Raw genomic sequence first — 15,556 nt, 5'->3', positions numbered from 1 at the left:
TGTTTTTTCTATCTTTCATCGTAGTCGGTAAGTCTGCACAGTGCATCCACGCACGCCTCGATCTGTGACTCGCTCGCACTCGCGAATCCCATCACCAGCCCGGTTTGCGCGGTTCTTCCGATGTAGTGCTCGCTGAGGGCCGTGCTGCCGAAGCCCAGGTCTCTCAGTTGCTGACTCAGGGCAAGGTCATCCACGTTGCCTTTCAGAACCAAATGCATCCCGGCACTTTCCGCTATGGGGGCCAGCCTGCCGCCAAGCTTTTCGGTAACCCGCGCCTGAAAATGATGCCACTTATCACGATAGAGTTGGCGCATACGGCGCAGATGTCGTGTGAACTGGCCGCTGTCGATGAACTCGGCGATGGTTGCCTGGGTCAGTAACGGTGTCTCTCCGCCGCTGACACGCTTGGCCCAGAGGAAATGGTCGACGAGTGCCTCTGGTACGATCAGGTAGCCGACGCGTAGGGCTGGCAGCAGTGTCTTACTGAAGCTGCCCACATAGAGAACGGGGGCGGTATCGAACATGCCCTGAATGGCTGCAAACGGTTTGTTATAGAAATGGAACTCGCTGTCGTAATCGTCTTCCACGATCCACGTCTGGTTTCGGCGCGCCCACTGTAGCAGTGCCATGCGCTGGGAGACATCGAGAATACCGCCCATGGGGTATTGGTGAGTCGGTGTGCAGAACAGCAGTTTGGCGTCGCCAAGGCTGTCCAGGACGCCGACATCCAGAACCTGTTGCTTGAGCGGTACGGGCAGCAGTGGGTTGCCGTGACGACCAAGGGCGTATCGGGCGCCCCGGTAGCCGGGGTTCTCAACAAAGACCCTGTCACCGGGTTTTAACAGCACGTCTGCAATCAGCGACAGCGCCTGTTGAGCCCCATTGGTCACGATCACTTGGTGTTCCTGGCAACGCACCCCGCGGGAAGCTCGTAAATAATCAGCAATGGCTCTGCGCAATGGCTGGTAACCCTGGGTTGTGTCATAGCCGCGAAGGCTTGTTCGGCTCTCCTGATGGTGCAGTATTCGGTTCCAACTGCGAATGGGGAAGGCGTTGATGTCGGGCAGCCCGGGCTGGAAGGGCAGGTTGGCGTCCTCCCCGAGCTTCAGGCGGCTGGCGGGAGCCGGCGGCAGTGGCGGCAAGGTCATGGCCTGCGTGGTTTGAATGGCTCCGCCGGTAGGTTGGTTGATGGCCAGGTTGAGGTCTTGATGCACGAATACGCCCCGACCAGCCCGGCTTTGCAGGAAACCTTCGGCTTTCAACTGGTCGTAAACGGCATTGACGGTGTTGCGGCTGATACCCAGGTCTGCTGCCAGCTGACGGCTGGAGGGCAGTTGGCTTCCCGGCAGGTAACGTCGATGGATAATGCGTTGGGACAGGTGTTGATAAAGCTGTGTTTGCAGCGGTGTGGTGTGTTCGAACCGTATATCGTCAATCACCTTAACTGGTCCTATTGAAATCTATAATCTGGATCTTTCCATGGTATCAGATGTTGCTTCTAATAGAGACGTACTTTGCAAAAGGAGCATACGATGTCTCGGAAGGAAATCACGGATACCCCTTTATCACTACCGTTATCACCGCCGTCATCACCGCTGTCTTGCTGTCCTCGCAGTCGGGTGAAGCGCGCGGCCAGGAGAGCCAGTTATGAGCGGGCGCCGGCTTACGCCCTGATCGATAGATTAAAAACAGCGCATGTGGGTTTTGTGGAAGAAGGTGAGCCACGCATCATCCCGATCACGGCCTGGCGTCTTGCTGACGACCTTTACCTGCATACACTCAGCGGTGGCAGGTTGGCGCAGACGCTGGCATCGGGACAACAGTTGTGCATTTCATTTGCCGTGACAAACCAGTGGGTAATGACTAAGTCAGCGTTCCACCACAGTGCCAACTATGAATCGCTGGTGCTGTTCGGCAGGGCCTCGCCAGTGTCGGATGATCGTGAGTTCGACGCCGCGTTTCAGGCCATCATTAATCAGATTGAACCGGGCCGCTGGGAGCAGGTGCGTGCCCCCAATGCGAAGGAGCGGAAGGCGACGGCATTGTTCCGGATTCCGATCGAGGAGGGCGCGTTCAAAAGCCGGGATGGCGGTCCTGGAGAGGAACCCGAGGATATGGCGCTCCCGGTGTGGCACGGTGTGCTGCCCGCGTAAGGTGAGTGCAGGCGTTGATGCCCCCGATCGTTGGCCGGCAGGTTATGATTGGGGGTCATTCAAGGTAAACTGTGTTCACAATCGTTTCATTTACTTGCCAGATAACACAGGCAGCAACGCATGTCCGATGTTGATCCCCTGAAAGCCTTGTCCGATATTGCCAGTGATGCCCATACCCGCATCCAGGCTGCCCATGAGCACATCAACCCGGTGTTGGAAGTGCGCCGGGGCATGCGTGATTCGGGTATTCCTGCGGATGTCATGACCATTGACTGTCTGCGCACCCGTCGCCGCATAACGTTGATCCTGCACGACAACCAGCCAGGCGTGTTGTTGTATCAGTTCGTGACCATCGATGATGAAGTGGGTGATGAGTTCCAGGGCATGGCGTTGTCGGAGGTCAGTGCCCAAACGCTGGTGGACTGGATGCAGGATTATTTTGGCTAAGCGGGCCCTTATGTCGGGCGCCTGACACACGAGGGGCAGCATGGAAGCATTATTGATTATTCTGGCACTTGGTCTTGCCATACTCCTGCCGGTGGGCTCCGTGCTGGGTATTCTTGCGTTTTCCCGACGTCGTGATCAGTCGGAACGCCTTGAGTCCCTGAACCGGGAAATGTCCCGTTTGCGCGAAGAAGTGGCTTATCTAAAGCAACATTTGGGCGGAAAAGACCAAGACCAGCCGGCCCCGGAGCTGGAGCTTGAACTCGACGAAGCCGTTGTCGAGGACACGCCAGCCCCTTCTGAATCAAGCCCCTCTTCTGACACAAGCCCCTTTCCTGACACAAGCTCCCCGAGTGCGGATGCGACGTCACGCGATAAATCTCGCTTTGTCCAGGCCCTGAAGGATAACTGGATGGTCTGGCTTGGTGGCCTGAGCGTTGGGTTGGCCGGTATTTTCATGGTCAGCCACTCCATCAACGCAGGAATGATCGGCCCATCGCAGCAATTGATGTTGGCGCTATTCAGCGGTCTTGCGTTGCATGCGGGAGCGGAGTACCTGCGTCGTCGCAACCGGGGTGCAAACGAAGTATTTGCGGCGCTGGCGGGTGGAGGCAGTATCACCCTCTATGCGGCATTGCTGGCGGGCGTTCACCATTACGGGCTGGTCGGCCCTACCGTGGGCCTGTTCGGGCTGGCCATTGTGTCTCTGGGTACCATGGTGCTGTCGCTGTTTCATGGCCCGCTGCTTGCTGTCATGGGGTTGAGTGGCGCCTATCTGGTGCCGTTATTGATCGGTGGCGATGATGGCAGCGTGGCTTTTGTGCTGTCTTACAGTTTCCTGATCACCGTCAGTTCGTTGATGTTGATGCGTTATGTCTATCGGGACTGGCTTTGGTACGCCACGTTATCCGGCGCGTTTCTGTGGTGGTTGGCCACGTCCAGCGGAGCCGCCATCGGCGCCTCAACAGCCTGGTACATCGCCGCCCTGTTTGTGGTGTTTGCCATGGTTCCGGTTCGCGCAAAGCAGGCGCTGCCGTATTTACGGGAAGTCTTGATATCCCTGCTGGCTCTCTGGGCACTATCGATGGTCGGGCAGGGTGATCGCCCGTTTTTCTGGAGCTGGCTTATCATATTGCCGGCAGCAGCTCTGGTGCCGCAGAGTCGTGGAGCGCTCTGGTTCCTGCCCTGGGCCGCGGTGCTGGTCAGTGCGCTGGGATGGCTCGGATACGTCGGGCGCAATGGCACCGAGGTGACCTATTTTACGCAGATGGCGCCGGAGCATCAGGGTGGTTTGCTGTCCTACCTGATTGGGGCCGCCATACTCTCCACCGGGCTCGGATTATGGCACTGGGTTCGCCAGAATGATCGCCGCCGATGGGCCTCCTTTACACTGTTGTCGCCACTGGTTTGGGCGGTGCTGGGTTGGCTGTTAGTACACGGCTACCAGACGTCGTCCGCCTGGTCGGTTGCAATGTTGCTGGTTGGCGGCGTTTACGGCGTTCTCGCGTGGAAGCTCGAAAGCGTGCAGCGCTATCGAGTGGGCGTTGTCTGGGCAGTGATGGCGGCACACGTCAGCTATTCCCTGGCGGCGATAATGATTGTTCGTGAGGCGTCACTCACCCTCGCCCTGTCTGCTCAGTTTGTCAGCCTTACCTGGCTGGCGCGGCGTTATCAGATGCCCGAACTTCACCTGCTGTTGAAGGTGGCCCTGGCCCTGGTGGTGGCACGGCTGACGTTCAACCCCTGGCTACAGGATTACGATACCGGTCTCCATTGGTCACTCTGGAGCTATGGTGGGGCGACGTTGTTTGCCGGCATTGCTACCTGGCTGGCGGGGAAGGATCGTGCCATTCGTCCTTGGCTGGAGGGGGCAACCCTGCATCTACTGGTGCTGTTCCTGGGTGCCGAGATGCGTTACTGGCTTTACGATGGCGATATTTTTTCCCAGCAGTACAGCTTTACCGAGGCTGCAATCAACACACTGCTCTGGGGTGCACTGGGCGTGACCTATATGGTGCGTGCCGGGGCAAGTGAGTCACTGGCCTGGCTGTACCGGTTGTTCTCGCGGATACTGGTTGCGCTGTCGATGTTGAGTTATCTCGCTCTGGTGACGCTGCACAATCCCTGGTGGGGCGGCGGCCATATTGGCGATACACCGATCATCAATATGCTGCTTCCCGGCTACGGTGGTCCCATTCTGCTGGCGCTTGCGGTCAGCCGGTTTCCCTTGCTTGCGCCCCGGTTCTGGTCGTTGTGCGTGGCGTCTGCCGGTTTTCTGCTGTTTACCGCGCTGGAGATCCGGCAACTCTGGCAGGGGAGTGACATGGGGTTGTCGTTCGGTATGTCAGAGGGTGAGCTTTACACTTATTCGGTTGTCAGCCTTTTGTACGCGATCGGCGCTATCGCCTACTCCGCCAGGCGTGACAATGCGGTGCTCTACAAGGCTGGTATGGCTCTGTTGGGACTGGTGATTGCCAAGATCTTTCTCGTCGATATGGCCGGCCTACAGGGGCTTTGGCGAGTGGCGGCCTTTATGGGGCTTGGGCTGGCGTTACTGGGGTTGGCCTGGATGTATCGGAAAGCGCAGCCTTCGGCGGGTAATCAGACCCTCTCCGACTGATCAGGTGGGGCCGCGGGAGCGGCCCCACCCAGTTGTTTGCCGGTCGCTTACTTCGCTGTGATGGTTTTCATCACAAGCTTACCGTCTTTCTTGATGGGACCATCTTCCTTGGCGCCCAGGGTGTATTCGAAAATGCCCGTTTTCATGCCACCGTCTTCGCTATGAAGCATCAACATCAGCATGTCACCGGATTTGACGTCTTCAGTCAAAATGGCGGCCACATCTGTGTTTTTACCCTTGCGAAGGGGCGCGTGTGCCACGACCGGGCCTGGCTTGCCACTCTCATCCGTGCGGTGCACCACGAGCCAGCCATTTTTCTCGGCAACCACTTTCTTGGCAGTCACGGTGCCGTCCGCAACTGACTGATTGTCTCCCCAAACCCCGACTTTCATGTTGTCCATTGCCAATGCGGAACCAGAAGCCAGAGTTGCGGCTAGAAATGCGCTTGTCATCAAATGCTTCTTCATTGTGTTCTCCTTGCTTTCGGGTTGATCCCATCCTGATATTTTGTTCGATGGGTGTAACCACAGTTACGGGGCGTGGTTCCCAAAAGTTTCAGCAAGGTAAAAAGAATCAGTGAGAGGGTTCAGAGGCCCCATCAGCAACGGGATACAGGTAGCCGTGTATGGCTGGCCCGGTGGGCTGGCCAGTGGGTGAACCGCCTTCGGGCTCTACGCTGATGCCAAAGGTGGCTTCCTTCAGAAGCTCAGGGTCGTAGTCACGAAGGGCTGCGCGCTCCAGCTTGAGGTTGTCGTTGAGTACGCCCAGGGAACGGGGGTTCGGCCCGAGTGAATCGGCCTTTATCCACATCTGGTAGGATTTTCCCTGCATGGGTTTGGCCGTTACCGGACGAATCTGCATTTGACGGTTGTTGAGGTCTACCGAGAGCATGAAGGCCGGCTGCTGGTCATTCTGTTGGAACACGGCCACAAACGACTGCGGGCTCTGCTCTGGTGCAGGTTGGAATACGAGAACCGCAACCAGCACCATGGCAGCGGCTGACGCCAGGGCTGTACTCCACTGCCAACGCCTGAGGCGCTTGTGCAGGGAAATCACGTTGGATGTATCGAGGCTGTCAGTATCGACACCGGCCCGGCGCGTCTCGAGGGCATCGATATCGTGTTCAATCCGTTGATACAGCTCGGGGTCTGGCGTGACCGGCGTTACTTCATCAGCCAGTGCAGACAAACGCTGCTCCCAGGCAGAGATCATCTCGTCGAGATCCGGTTCGCTTTGCCGACGCACGGCCACAGCGGCCCGCTCCCGGGCATCCAGTGTGCCCAGGACGAACTCTGCTGCCAGCATGTCCAGATCGTCGTGGTCGGTCATGGTGTGAGACACCCTTTCAGTTGTTTCAGCGCCCGGTGTAGCCAGGTTTTGACAGTATTCACCGGTTGATCGAAATGCGTGGCCAGGTCTGCTCTGGACCAGCCGTTAAGATAGGCCAACCGCACCATGTCGCGGCGATCTTTTTCCAGCTCCTCCAGGCATAGGTTCAGTCGGTTCACGGTCTGCTGGCTTTCCACTTGTGATTGGGCATTGGGTTCTTTGCTGGCAAGCTGCTCCAGCTCATCTTCCGGTGCCTTGCGACTTGCCGGCTGCTTTCGCAGCTCGTCGATAGCACCGTTGCGGGCAATGGTGACCATCCAGGTAATCGCAGAGGCCTTGGACGCGTCGAACTGATCCGCTTTTCGCCAGATCTTGATATACGTATCGTGCACGACTTCCTCGGCCCAGCCCCGGTTATTCAAGATACGGGTGATGGTACCAAGAAGTTTCGGCGCCGTTGCTTCATACAGTGTTGCAAACGCTGCGCGGTCTTTTGCGGCAACGCCCTTAAGAAGCTGGCTGAGTTGGTCGGGGGACTCTGACATGGATGGCGACTCCGCGCCTGATGGGGCGCGGCCAGTGGTGGATGAACTGAACGGTTCAGACATGCAGGAGTCGCCAACGGGTGTGTGAAAAGTTGCCTCGTGATACGCAGATTGCCGTGTTCGGGTTTATTTCGTCAAGCAAGTTTGTGTGTGAGCCCTTCACCAACGGTAGCGGACGCTGGCAACCACGCTGCGGGCTTCGCCGTAGTAGCACCAGTAATCACAGCTTGCGACGTATTCCCGGTCCGCAACATTGGTGACGTTCACCTGTGCCTGCCAGTTGCGGGTTACATCGTATTGGGCCATCAGGTCCAGAACCGTGTAAGAGGGAACATCGGTCGTGCCGTCGCGAGTAGAGCCCACATAGCGTGCGCCGCCGCCGATTTTCAGGCCTGGCACGTGGTCGACGAAACTGTAATCCAGCCAGGCTGACGCCATATGTCTAGGGATAAGCGGGGCTGCGCGTTCGCTGTTGTCGGTCTCGGTTTCCTTGATCGTGGCATCGCTGTACGTGTACGCGGCGGTCAGTTCCAGTTGGTCGGTCAGGTAGCTGACACTCTCCAGTTCAAAGCCAGCCGTGGTGCGCTCCCGGTCCTGGATCTGGAAACCGCTTTGGCTGGTGCCGAGGGAATTCTCTTCTTCGATCCGGTAAATCGCCGCTGTTACGTAGCCATCCAGATCGTCCGGAGCGATTTTGACGCCGGCCTCCAATTGCTTGCCTTTCCTTGGTTCGTAAAGGTCGCCAGTGCCATCAGTACCTGAAATAGGCTGAAATGATTCGGTGTAGGACATGTAGGGCGAGAATCCGTTGTCCGCCAGATACATCACACCACCGGAGAGGGAGAATTCATCAGCATCGGCTTCCTGGCGTGTGCCGGCCGTACGATTAACGCTGTCGACTTCGGCCTGGTCAAAGCGACCACCGGCCAGGAACACCCAGCGATCATCCAGGCGCAGTTGATGTTGCAGGTAGTAGCCTGTCTGCTGCTTGTTGATGTCCTGTACGATCAGATCTGTGGCAGTGATTGGCGTGAAGTTGCCGTACTGCGGATCGAACAGGTCGATAGGACCGCCAAACGGAGTAGATCCTCCAGCGCCGTTCTGTTTGCCCTCGTTTTCAAGATCCTGATAGTCCACCCCGAACAGCAACGTGTGTTCGGTGCGGTCGGTAAACCACTTGCCCACCAGGCGATTGTCGATTGTCCAGCTGTTGATCTCGCCGTCCCGGTAGACCAGATAGCGCTGACCTTCCCGCGGACCTGTCTGGAAGAAGATAAAGCTGCTGCGTAACAGCAGGTCTACCTGGCTGTAGCGGAAGTCCTGCTCGAAGGTCCAGGTGTCGTTTAGGCGATGACTCAGTGAATAGCCGATGGCTGACTGGGTGCGTTCGTTGGTGTCGTAGCCTGGCTCGCTGTAGTTGGTGGACGGGTCCACTTTGCCAAAAGGCGTGTCGTCTATGGTGCCAAATGGCAGCTTGAACGGATTGGTCGGAATGGCGTCGTCCTTCTGGATACTTGCCAATAAGGTGAGCTCGGTGCTATCAGACATCTCCCAGGTCAGGCTTGGGGCCAGGTAGTAGCGCTCGTTCTCGGTGAAATCCAGATCGCCTTCGTTATAGCGGTACAAGCCAACCAGACGGTAGCTGAGATCGTTTCGATCGCCGACGGGTCCGGACGTATCGACCCCAAGCTGGCGATGCTCATCGGTTCCTGCCTGCAGATTGATCTGGCCCTGAACAGTATCGGTAGGTCGCTTGCTGATGGCATTAATCACACCACCCGGAGGCGCTTCGCCGTACAGAATGGACGCAGGGCCTTTGAGCAGTTCTATGCGCTCCAGGCCAAAGGGCTCTGGCAGCCATTGATAGAACCCCTCGCGATAGATTCTCAGGCCGTCCTGATAAGTCGACTGGTCGAAACCACGTATCTTCAACCAGTCGGTATCGTTGTCTTCACCATACTGTCCCGAGAGCACTCCGGCACGGTAGCGGAAGGTTTCATCAAGCGCCTGCACGTTGCGCTCTTCCATTTCCTCCTGCTCCACCACCGAGCCGGGCCGGGGGGTTTCCATCAACGGGGCTTCCACTTTCAAAGCGGTTGCGGACACAACCAGCTCCCCCAGACTCGTTGGTTCGCTGGCATCGTCCTGCGCAGCCGCGATAGCTGGAACACAGATTGCAGAGCAGGTTGCCAAAAGGGTTAGTGTGCGCCTGATCGCCAGCGTGAGCTGGTGCGGGGTGGGAGACTGGGCCATCGAAAACCTCCGGAAAACGCTGGGAGAGAAATGAACGGATGTTCATGTTGGATGGCGGCAATCATATCAGCCGCATTAAATAATGCAAATCAATCTCATTATGATTAATGATTTCGGATGGCATTCTCACTCGTAGGTCTGTGTTCGGTGGCATGTCGTGACGAGCTGAGGAAAGCACTTTTTGAGTAGCAAATTCGGAGTTTTGCAAATAGAGTTAAGGTCTTATCAGTCTTTTCGATACAGACTTCCAGGAGTATGCCCGTGTCTGAGTCAGAACAGTTTGCCAGTGATAATTACAGTGGCATTTGCCCGCAAGCCTGGTCCGCAATGGCCGAGGCGAATGGTTCTGACGAGCCGGCGTATGGGGAAGACCGCTGGACACAACGAGCCGCCGATGGGCTTCGGGGCCTATTCGATACCGACTGCGATGTCTTTTTTGTGTTCAACGGCACTGCCGCAAACTCACTGGCACTGGCATCCATGGGGCAGTCATTCCACAGTGTGATCTGCCACGAACTGGCGCACATCGAGACCGACGAGTGTGGCGGGCCGGAGTACGCTTCCAACGGTGCAAAACTGCTTTTGGGGCAGGGGCCGAACGGCAAGCTGACGCCAGAGAGTATTGAGCACCTGGTTACCAAGCGCACGGATATCCACTACCCCAAACCCAAGGCCCTGAGCCTGACCCAGGCAACTGAGGTGGGTACTGTCTATTCTCCAGACGAGCTACGCGCGATCCGGCAAACGGCTGATCGTTTCAACTTGAATATCCATATGGACGGAGCTCGTTTCGCCAATGCCGTAGCGGCGCTGGATGTTCACCCTTCCGAGATTACCTGGAAAGCTGGCGTGGACGTACTGTGTTTCTCGGGCACCAAGAACGGCCTGGCTCTGGGGGAGGCCGTTGTGTTCTTCAATCGTGCGTTGGCAGAGGACTTCGAATGGCGCTGCAAGCAGGCGGGGCAATTGGCGTCAAAGATGCGCTACATTTCCGCGCCCTGGTGCGGGCTGCTTGAAGGTAATGTATGGCTGGAGAATGCCCGGCACGCGAATGCCTGCGCAGAGCGACTGGCGAAGGGCCTGGAAGGCTTGCCGGGTATCGGGCTCCGTTACCCCAGGCAAGTGAACGGCGTATTTGTAGAAATGCCTGACCCGGTGCAGGCGGCGCTGCGTGACAAAGGGTGGAAGTTCTACAATTTCATCGGCGGAAGTGCCCGTTTGATGTGCTCCTGGTCGACCACCCCGGAGCAGGTTGATCGCTTTCTGGCGGACTTGCGGGCGCTGGTGTCCTGATTTTGGTGTCGGGCCTCTCGCCAGCGTCGTCGCTTCATGATATATCAGCACCCTGTTTGTCCCACTTTAAATTCCGGAATCCGTAGCAATGCCAAAAGCAGGTGAAATCAAAAAGAATTCGGCGATCGAGTACGAAGGTGGTGTCTACTTCGTAAAAGATATTGAGCGTTCTGTCCCGCAGGGGCGTGCCGGTGGCAGCCTGTATCGCATGCGCCTTTACGACGTTGTAACCGGCTACAAGATCGACCAGACCTTCAAGGACTCCGATATGCTGAACCTGGCGGATCTGGTCCGTCGGCCAGCAACGTTCTCCTATTCGGATGGCGAGGAGTACGTCTTCATGGATAGCGAGGACTATACGCAGTACAGCCTGAATGGCGAGGCCATTGCCGATGAGCTGCTGTTCATCAACGAAGAGACTCAGGGCTTGATGGTGGTTCTGGTGAGCGATGCGCCAGTGGCGCTGGATTTGCCCCCTACGGTGGACCTGCTGATCGAAGAAACCGACCCGTCGGTAAAGGGTGGCTCGGCCACTGCCCGCACCAAGCCGGCCAGACTCACCACCGGCCTGGTGGTGCAGGTGCCCGAGCATATTTCCACGGGCGACCGCATTAAGGTCAATGTCGATGAGCGGCGGTTTCTGGGGCGGGTTTGATCCTCGGCTTACCCGATAGCGGGGCTTTCGGTGCCGTTGTGGCTCATAGCCCCGCGTCTTTCACATTCTCCATGACCACAAACGTGCTGGTCTGCAACACATGGGGCAGCGCCGATATATGCTCCCCCAGCACTTGCCGGTATTCTGCCATGTTCCGCGTGCGTACTTTCAGCAGGTAGTCGAAGTTGCCGGCAATCATGTGGCATTGCTCTACCGCTGAAATCTGCTTCACAGAATGGTTAAAGGCCGCAAGGGCATTGCTGCTGGTGTCGTTCAGGGTGACCTGGGCAAAGGCAATATGACTCTGTCCGAGTTTGGTCTGATTGATCAGGGCTGTGTAACCCGTGATATAGCCCTGTTCTTCGAGGCGCCTCATACGGACCTGGCAGGGGGTTTTTGACAAACCAACACGTGACGCCAGTTCGGTGACGGTCACCCGTGCGTGTTTTTGCAGTTCGCGGATGATGGAGTGATCGATCCTGTCCAATTCGACCATAACTTATTTCTCGATATGGATATACGGCTATACAAAGCCAAGAATATAATCAAATTGCCTGCATTTTAAAACTTTATGGGCAAAGAGTCTTTCGTGAGTTGTCTATACTGGGGATGTTCCGTCATACATGCCCCAGTTGATATCCCCGGAGATCTCCGATGACCCATTCCGATTCCCCTCAAAAGCAAACCCTCCTGGAACAGCTCTCCGAGGCGTTGGAGGGTGAGGACTACGACCCGGACGATTCCGGCCATCTGCGTGACGTTGTGGCGACGATGCTGGAGGAGTCCCAGTCCTGGGACGACGCGCTGCACCGCCGTTTGACCGAGGTGTTGGGCAGGGCCGAAGGAAAGCGCTGGGCCGGGATGTTCAGCGGCGGGTTTCCTTCAAGTTACCGATCAAGATTCTCCGTCGCGGAGGCCGCTGGCGATATCCAGCAAATCCAGTCCATTGCCCTGAGTTCTGATGTGCCCATGAGGTTCTACACATCATCGGAGCAGGGAGAGCAGGAACTGAACTTCAAGCTCTACAGTCAGGGCAAGCCGGTGATTCTGTCAGATGTGATTCCGATCCTTGAGAATCTTGGCATGCGAGTGTTGGGGGAGCACCCGTATCGTATTCGGCGGCGTGACGGCGAGCAGTTCGGGGTCAGTGATTTTACCGTGGAATGTCATTCCCGCTGCCGTGGCGCAGATGTCGAAGCGGCCAAACCTCGACTTCAGGAAGGGTTCCGCGAAATCTGGAATGGTTTCGCGGAAAACGACGACTTCAACCAGTTGATGATGGCGGCGGGTCTGAACTGGCGTGAAGTCAGCATGCTGCGAGCCTACTCCCGCTACATCAAGCAGTTGCGCTTCGGATTTAGCCAGCCCTTTATTGCCGACACCCTGGCCCGGCACCTGGATATCACGGCGTTGCTGGTCGCCTTTTTCAGCGCTCGTTTCGATCCTGTAGGGGACAATCGGGAAACAGAATCCGAGCACATCGAGAACCGGATTCTTGAGGCTCTCGAAGCCGTAACTAGCCTTGACGACGACCGTATCCTCCGGCGGTTTTATGTAATGATCAAGGCCACTCTCAGAACCAACTATTTCCAACGCCAGGACACCGGCGAGTTCAAAGGCTATATCTCGCTTAAACTCGATCCTTCCAGCATCCCGGATATTCCCAAGCCATGCCCGCGTTTCGAGGTATTCGTGTGTTCCCCTCGGGTGGAAGGGGTTCATCTCAGGGGAGGCGCCGTGGCCCGTGGTGGTTTGCGCTGGTCCGACCGTAGCGAAGACTACCGCACAGAGATACTCGGGCTGGTGAAGGCCCAGCAGGTCAAGAATTCGGTCATCGTACCCGTGGGTGCCAAAGGGGGCTTTATCGTCAAGCAGCCTCCGGAAGGCGGCTCACGCGAGGCACTGAGAGAAGAGGGTATTGCCTGCTACCAGACATTCATCCGCGGTTTGCTGGACCTGACCGACAACCTGAATGAAGGCAGCGTAGTGCCACCGGTTGACGTGGTCCGTCACGACGCCGATGACACCTACCTGGTGGTGGCCGCCGACAAAGGCACGGCGACCTTCTCTGACATTGCGAACCGGCTTGCCGGGGAATACGGCTTCTGGCTTGGTGACGCTTTTGCCTCCGGCGGCAGTGAGGGGTACGACCATAAGAAAATGGGTATTACCGCGAAGGGCGCCTGGGAGTCGGTCAAACGTCATTTCCTTGAGAAAGGCATCGACACCCAGGCCGACGAATTCACCGTTTTGGGTATTGGCGACATGGGCGGGGACGTGTTTGGCAACGGTATGCTGTTGTCGGATCGCATTCGCCTTGTGGCAGCCTTCAATCATCTGCACATTTTTGTGGATCCGGAGCCGGATGCAGCGGCGTCGTTCGCCGAACGCAAGCGCCTGTTTGAAACACCGGGATCGAGTTGGGAGGACTACAGTGCAGAACTGATCAGCGAGGGTGGTGGTGTGTTCTCACGGGCTGCCAAATGGATTCCCGTGTCGCCGCAGATGCAGGCACGCCTCGGCATCCGTGAAATCCGCCTGCCGCCCAATGAGTTGATCAGTGCGCTGTTGCAGGCCCCGGTGGACATGCTCTGGAATGGTGGTATCGGCACCTACGTGAAAGCGGCTGGCGAGACCCATGACGACGTCGGCGACAAGTCCAACGATGCCGTAAGGATAGACAGCCACCAGCTACAATGCGGGGTCCTTGGTGAGGGCGGAAACCTCGGTTTCACCCAGCTTGCTCGCATCGGTTTTGCCAGAACCGGTGGTGCCGCCAATACCGACTTTATTGATAATGCCGGTGGGGTGGACTGTTCGGACCATGAAGTAAACATCAAGATCCTGCTCAACGAGCAGGTGCGAAGCGGAAAGATGACGCTGAGGCAGCGTAACCAGATGCTCCGGGCAATGACTCCGGAAGTGTCGGAGCTGGTGCTGCGGAACAATTACCGTCAGGCCATGGCTCTGAGCCTGGCCGCCACGGGGGCGGTTGCCACTACGGACGAGTACGAACGCCTGATGCGGCGGTTGGAGGCAGAGGGGAAACTTGATCGGTCCCTCGAATTTCTGCCCGACGACGAGGAACTCCGCTCGCGGCGAGAGCGTGCTTCGGGGCTGACTCGCCCTGAGCTTTCGGTGTTGATTTCCTACGCCAAGATTGAACTGAAGCAGGCGTTGCAGGCTGCTCCTATTGTTCACGACGATCGTTTCGCCAAGGCCCTGTATTCCGCTTTTCCCGGCTCGTTGCTCAAGCGTTTTCCAGACGCGATCGATGCCCATCCCCTGCGCGGTGAAATCGCAGCAACGCAGATTGCCAACGATATGGTGAATCGCATGGGCATCAGTTGGGCGGACAAGCTGCGTAATGCCACCGGTGCCGACTGTGGCCGGATTGCCGCCGGCTACCTGATCTCCCTCCAGATCCATGACGTAGAGACCCAGTGGAAAGCAATTGAAGCGCTTGACGGGAAAATCGGTGCCGGCGTACAGGCGGAGTTGTTCAGCGATGTGATTCGACTGGTTACCCGCAGTACCAGCTGGTTGCTGCACAATCGCCGGGCTGACCTGGACCCGAAAGCCTGTATTGCCCACTATCAGCAGCCGCTGGCGGAAGTGCTGGCATCGACAGAGAGTCTGAAGGCGGTGATTCCTGCAAGTCGGTGGCAGGAACGCTATGATAAATACTGTGAGCACCGTGTTCCGGAGAAACTGGCAGCCTATGCCGCCTCTGCAGAAAGCCGCTATTGGCTGATGGATATCATCGAAATCGGCCGTCAGTTGGATCGGGATCTTGAGTCGGTGACCTGGGTGTACTTCAGCTTGGGTGAAGGTCTCAAACTGACCTGGCTGGACCGTCAGATGCGTGCCTTCAAGGCCCGAGGGCACTGGCAGGTACTGGCGACGCTTCATTACAGGGACGAACTGGACCACCAGTTGCGGAACCTGACCGCGAGTGTACTGTCCTTCGCGTCCGAAGGGGGCGGATCGATGTCTCCTGAGCAGTCGCTTGAACGTTGGCGTGAAGACAAGCAGGCTCTGTTGAGCCGTTGGCAAAAGATGCTGGCTGATATGCAGGCCGCGAGTGACGTGGATTGTGCCGTGTTCTCGGTGGCCCACGGCGTGCTTCGGGAGCTGGCTGCAAAGGCAGCTTAGTCATCTGTCAGGGTGTTTTCGTCTGAAAATTAATCATTTCACAGGAAAAATGTAAATTTTAATTAACCAAAAAAGCCTGAACGTCGCGCTTGTATGGTTTTTACAGTCA

The 15,556-nt window shown here is 57.2% G+C and carries 12 protein-coding genes; 6 read left to right on the top strand and 6 right to left on the bottom strand.

Annotation, left to right across the window (positions count from 1 at the left end; translation table 11 throughout):
• Positions 1-8: 8 nt before the first annotated feature.
• Positions 9-1,439 carry a PLP-dependent aminotransferase family protein gene (locus tag AAGD24_RS15285; protein WP_075196997.1) on the bottom strand — a complete coding sequence of 477 codons (1,431 nt, stop codon included), beginning with the start codon at positions 1,437-1,439 and terminating at the stop codon, positions 9-11.
• Between the two features lie 93 nt (positions 1,440-1,532).
• Between AAGD24_RS15285 and AAGD24_RS15280 the strand changes: the two genes are divergently transcribed.
• The 3 genes from AAGD24_RS15280 to AAGD24_RS15270 all read left to right on the top strand — a co-directional run bounded on the left by AAGD24_RS15280 (position 1,533) and on the right by AAGD24_RS15270 (position 5,217).
• Positions 1,533-2,153, top strand: a complete 621-nt coding sequence (locus tag AAGD24_RS15280) for a pyridoxamine 5'-phosphate oxidase family protein (protein ID WP_075196998.1) — start codon at positions 1,533-1,535, stop codon at positions 2,151-2,153.
• Between the two features lie 120 nt (positions 2,154-2,273).
• Complete coding sequence (locus AAGD24_RS15275) at positions 2,274-2,600, top strand: hypothetical protein (protein WP_036209362.1); 327 nt, start codon at positions 2,274-2,276, stop codon at positions 2,598-2,600.
• Positions 2,601-2,640: 40 nt separating this feature from the next.
• Positions 2,641-5,217, top strand: coding sequence for a DUF2339 domain-containing protein (locus AAGD24_RS15270; protein ID WP_379865558.1), 2,577 nt, complete (start codon positions 2,641-2,643; stop codon positions 5,215-5,217).
• 47 nt (positions 5,218-5,264) lie between these two features.
• On the opposite strand, the gene AAGD24_RS15265 is transcribed toward AAGD24_RS15270, so the two are convergent.
• From AAGD24_RS15265 to AAGD24_RS15250, 4 genes are all read right to left on the bottom strand, one after another.
• Complete coding sequence (locus tag AAGD24_RS15265) at positions 5,265-5,684, bottom strand: hypothetical protein (protein WP_041334169.1); 420 nt, start codon at positions 5,682-5,684, stop codon at positions 5,265-5,267.
• A gap of 106 nt (positions 5,685-5,790) precedes the next feature.
• Positions 5,791-6,546 (bottom strand): anti-sigma factor domain-containing protein, encoded by a 756-nt coding sequence (locus AAGD24_RS15260; protein WP_379865556.1) that lies wholly within the window; start codon positions 6,544-6,546, stop codon positions 5,791-5,793.
• The gene (locus AAGD24_RS15255) at positions 6,543-7,091 is read right to left on the bottom strand and encodes a sigma-70 family RNA polymerase sigma factor (protein ID WP_227517877.1); all 549 of its coding nucleotides are present in this window, start codon (positions 7,089-7,091) and stop codon (positions 6,543-6,545) included. The genes AAGD24_RS15260 and AAGD24_RS15255 overlap by 4 nt, the downstream gene beginning before the upstream one ends.
• 159 nt (positions 7,092-7,250) lie before the next feature.
• Positions 7,251-9,344 (bottom strand): TonB-dependent siderophore receptor, encoded by a 2,094-nt coding sequence (locus tag AAGD24_RS15250; protein WP_379865554.1) that lies wholly within the window; start codon positions 9,342-9,344, stop codon positions 7,251-7,253.
• 255 nt (positions 9,345-9,599) lie between these two features.
• Between AAGD24_RS15250 and AAGD24_RS15245 the strand changes: the two genes are divergently transcribed.
• Both AAGD24_RS15245 and yeiP read left to right on the top strand, forming a co-directional pair.
• Positions 9,600-10,637, top strand: coding sequence for a low specificity L-threonine aldolase (locus AAGD24_RS15245; RefSeq protein ID WP_036209376.1), 1,038 nt, complete (start codon positions 9,600-9,602; stop codon positions 10,635-10,637).
• An 88-nt stretch (positions 10,638-10,725) separates the two neighbouring features.
• Positions 10,726-11,292 carry an elongation factor P-like protein YeiP gene (yeiP, locus tag AAGD24_RS15240; RefSeq protein WP_036209377.1) on the top strand — a complete coding sequence of 189 codons (567 nt, stop codon included), beginning with the start codon at positions 10,726-10,728 and terminating at the stop codon, positions 11,290-11,292.
• A 43-nt stretch (positions 11,293-11,335) separates the two neighbouring features.
• Here the strand turns inward: yeiP and AAGD24_RS15235 are convergent, their stop codons facing one another.
• On the bottom strand, positions 11,336-11,788 hold the full coding sequence (locus tag AAGD24_RS15235) for an Lrp/AsnC ligand binding domain-containing protein (RefSeq protein ID WP_379865552.1): 453 nt from the start codon (positions 11,786-11,788) through the stop codon (positions 11,336-11,338).
• A gap of 158 nt (positions 11,789-11,946) precedes the next feature.
• On the opposite strand from AAGD24_RS15235, the gene AAGD24_RS15230 reads away from it, so the two are divergent.
• On the top strand, positions 11,947-15,447 hold the full coding sequence (locus tag AAGD24_RS15230) for an NAD-glutamate dehydrogenase (protein ID WP_379865551.1): 3,501 nt from the start codon (positions 11,947-11,949) through the stop codon (positions 15,445-15,447).
• The last annotated feature ends 109 nt before the right edge of the window (positions 15,448-15,556 follow it).

The organism is Marinobacter sp. M5B (assembly GCF_042604615.1).
Taxonomy (GTDB): domain Bacteria; phylum Pseudomonadota; class Gammaproteobacteria; order Pseudomonadales; family Oleiphilaceae; genus Marinobacter; species Marinobacter salarius.
Note: the sequence above shows the minus strand (reverse complement) of the source record. Positions and strands in the feature narration are given on the sequence as shown.

Bases quoted from the DNA above. Each gene is read 5' to 3' on its own strand.
- AAGD24_RS15280 (WP_075196998.1), top strand. From the start codon at position 1,533: ATGTCTCGGAAGGAAATCACGGATACCCCTTTATCACTACCGTTATCA.
- AAGD24_RS15275 (WP_036209362.1), top strand. From the start codon at position 2,274: ATGTCCGATGTTGATCCCCTGAAAGCCTTGTCCGATATTGCCAGTGAT.
- AAGD24_RS15270 (WP_379865558.1), top strand. From the start codon at position 2,641: ATGGAAGCATTATTGATTATTCTGGCACTTGGTCTTGCCATACTCCTG.
- AAGD24_RS15265 (WP_041334169.1), bottom strand. From the start codon at position 5,684: ATGAAGAAGCATTTGATGACAAGCGCATTTCTAGCCGCAACTCTGGCT.
- AAGD24_RS15260 (WP_379865556.1), bottom strand. From the start codon at position 6,546: ATGACCGACCACGACGATCTGGACATGCTGGCAGCAGAGTTCGTCCTG.
- AAGD24_RS15255 (WP_227517877.1), bottom strand. From the start codon at position 7,091: ATGTCAGAGTCCCCCGACCAACTCAGCCAGCTTCTTAAGGGCGTTGCC.
- AAGD24_RS15250 (WP_379865554.1), bottom strand. From the start codon at position 9,344: ATGGCCCAGTCTCCCACCCCGCACCAGCTCACGCTGGCGATCAGGCGC.
- AAGD24_RS15245 (WP_036209376.1), top strand. From the start codon at position 9,600: ATGCCCGTGTCTGAGTCAGAACAGTTTGCCAGTGATAATTACAGTGGC.
- yeiP (WP_036209377.1), top strand. From the start codon at position 10,726: ATGCCAAAAGCAGGTGAAATCAAAAAGAATTCGGCGATCGAGTACGAA.
- AAGD24_RS15235 (WP_379865552.1), bottom strand. From the start codon at position 11,788: ATGGTCGAATTGGACAGGATCGATCACTCCATCATCCGCGAACTGCAA.
- AAGD24_RS15230 (WP_379865551.1), top strand. From the start codon at position 11,947: ATGACCCATTCCGATTCCCCTCAAAAGCAAACCCTCCTGGAACAGCTC.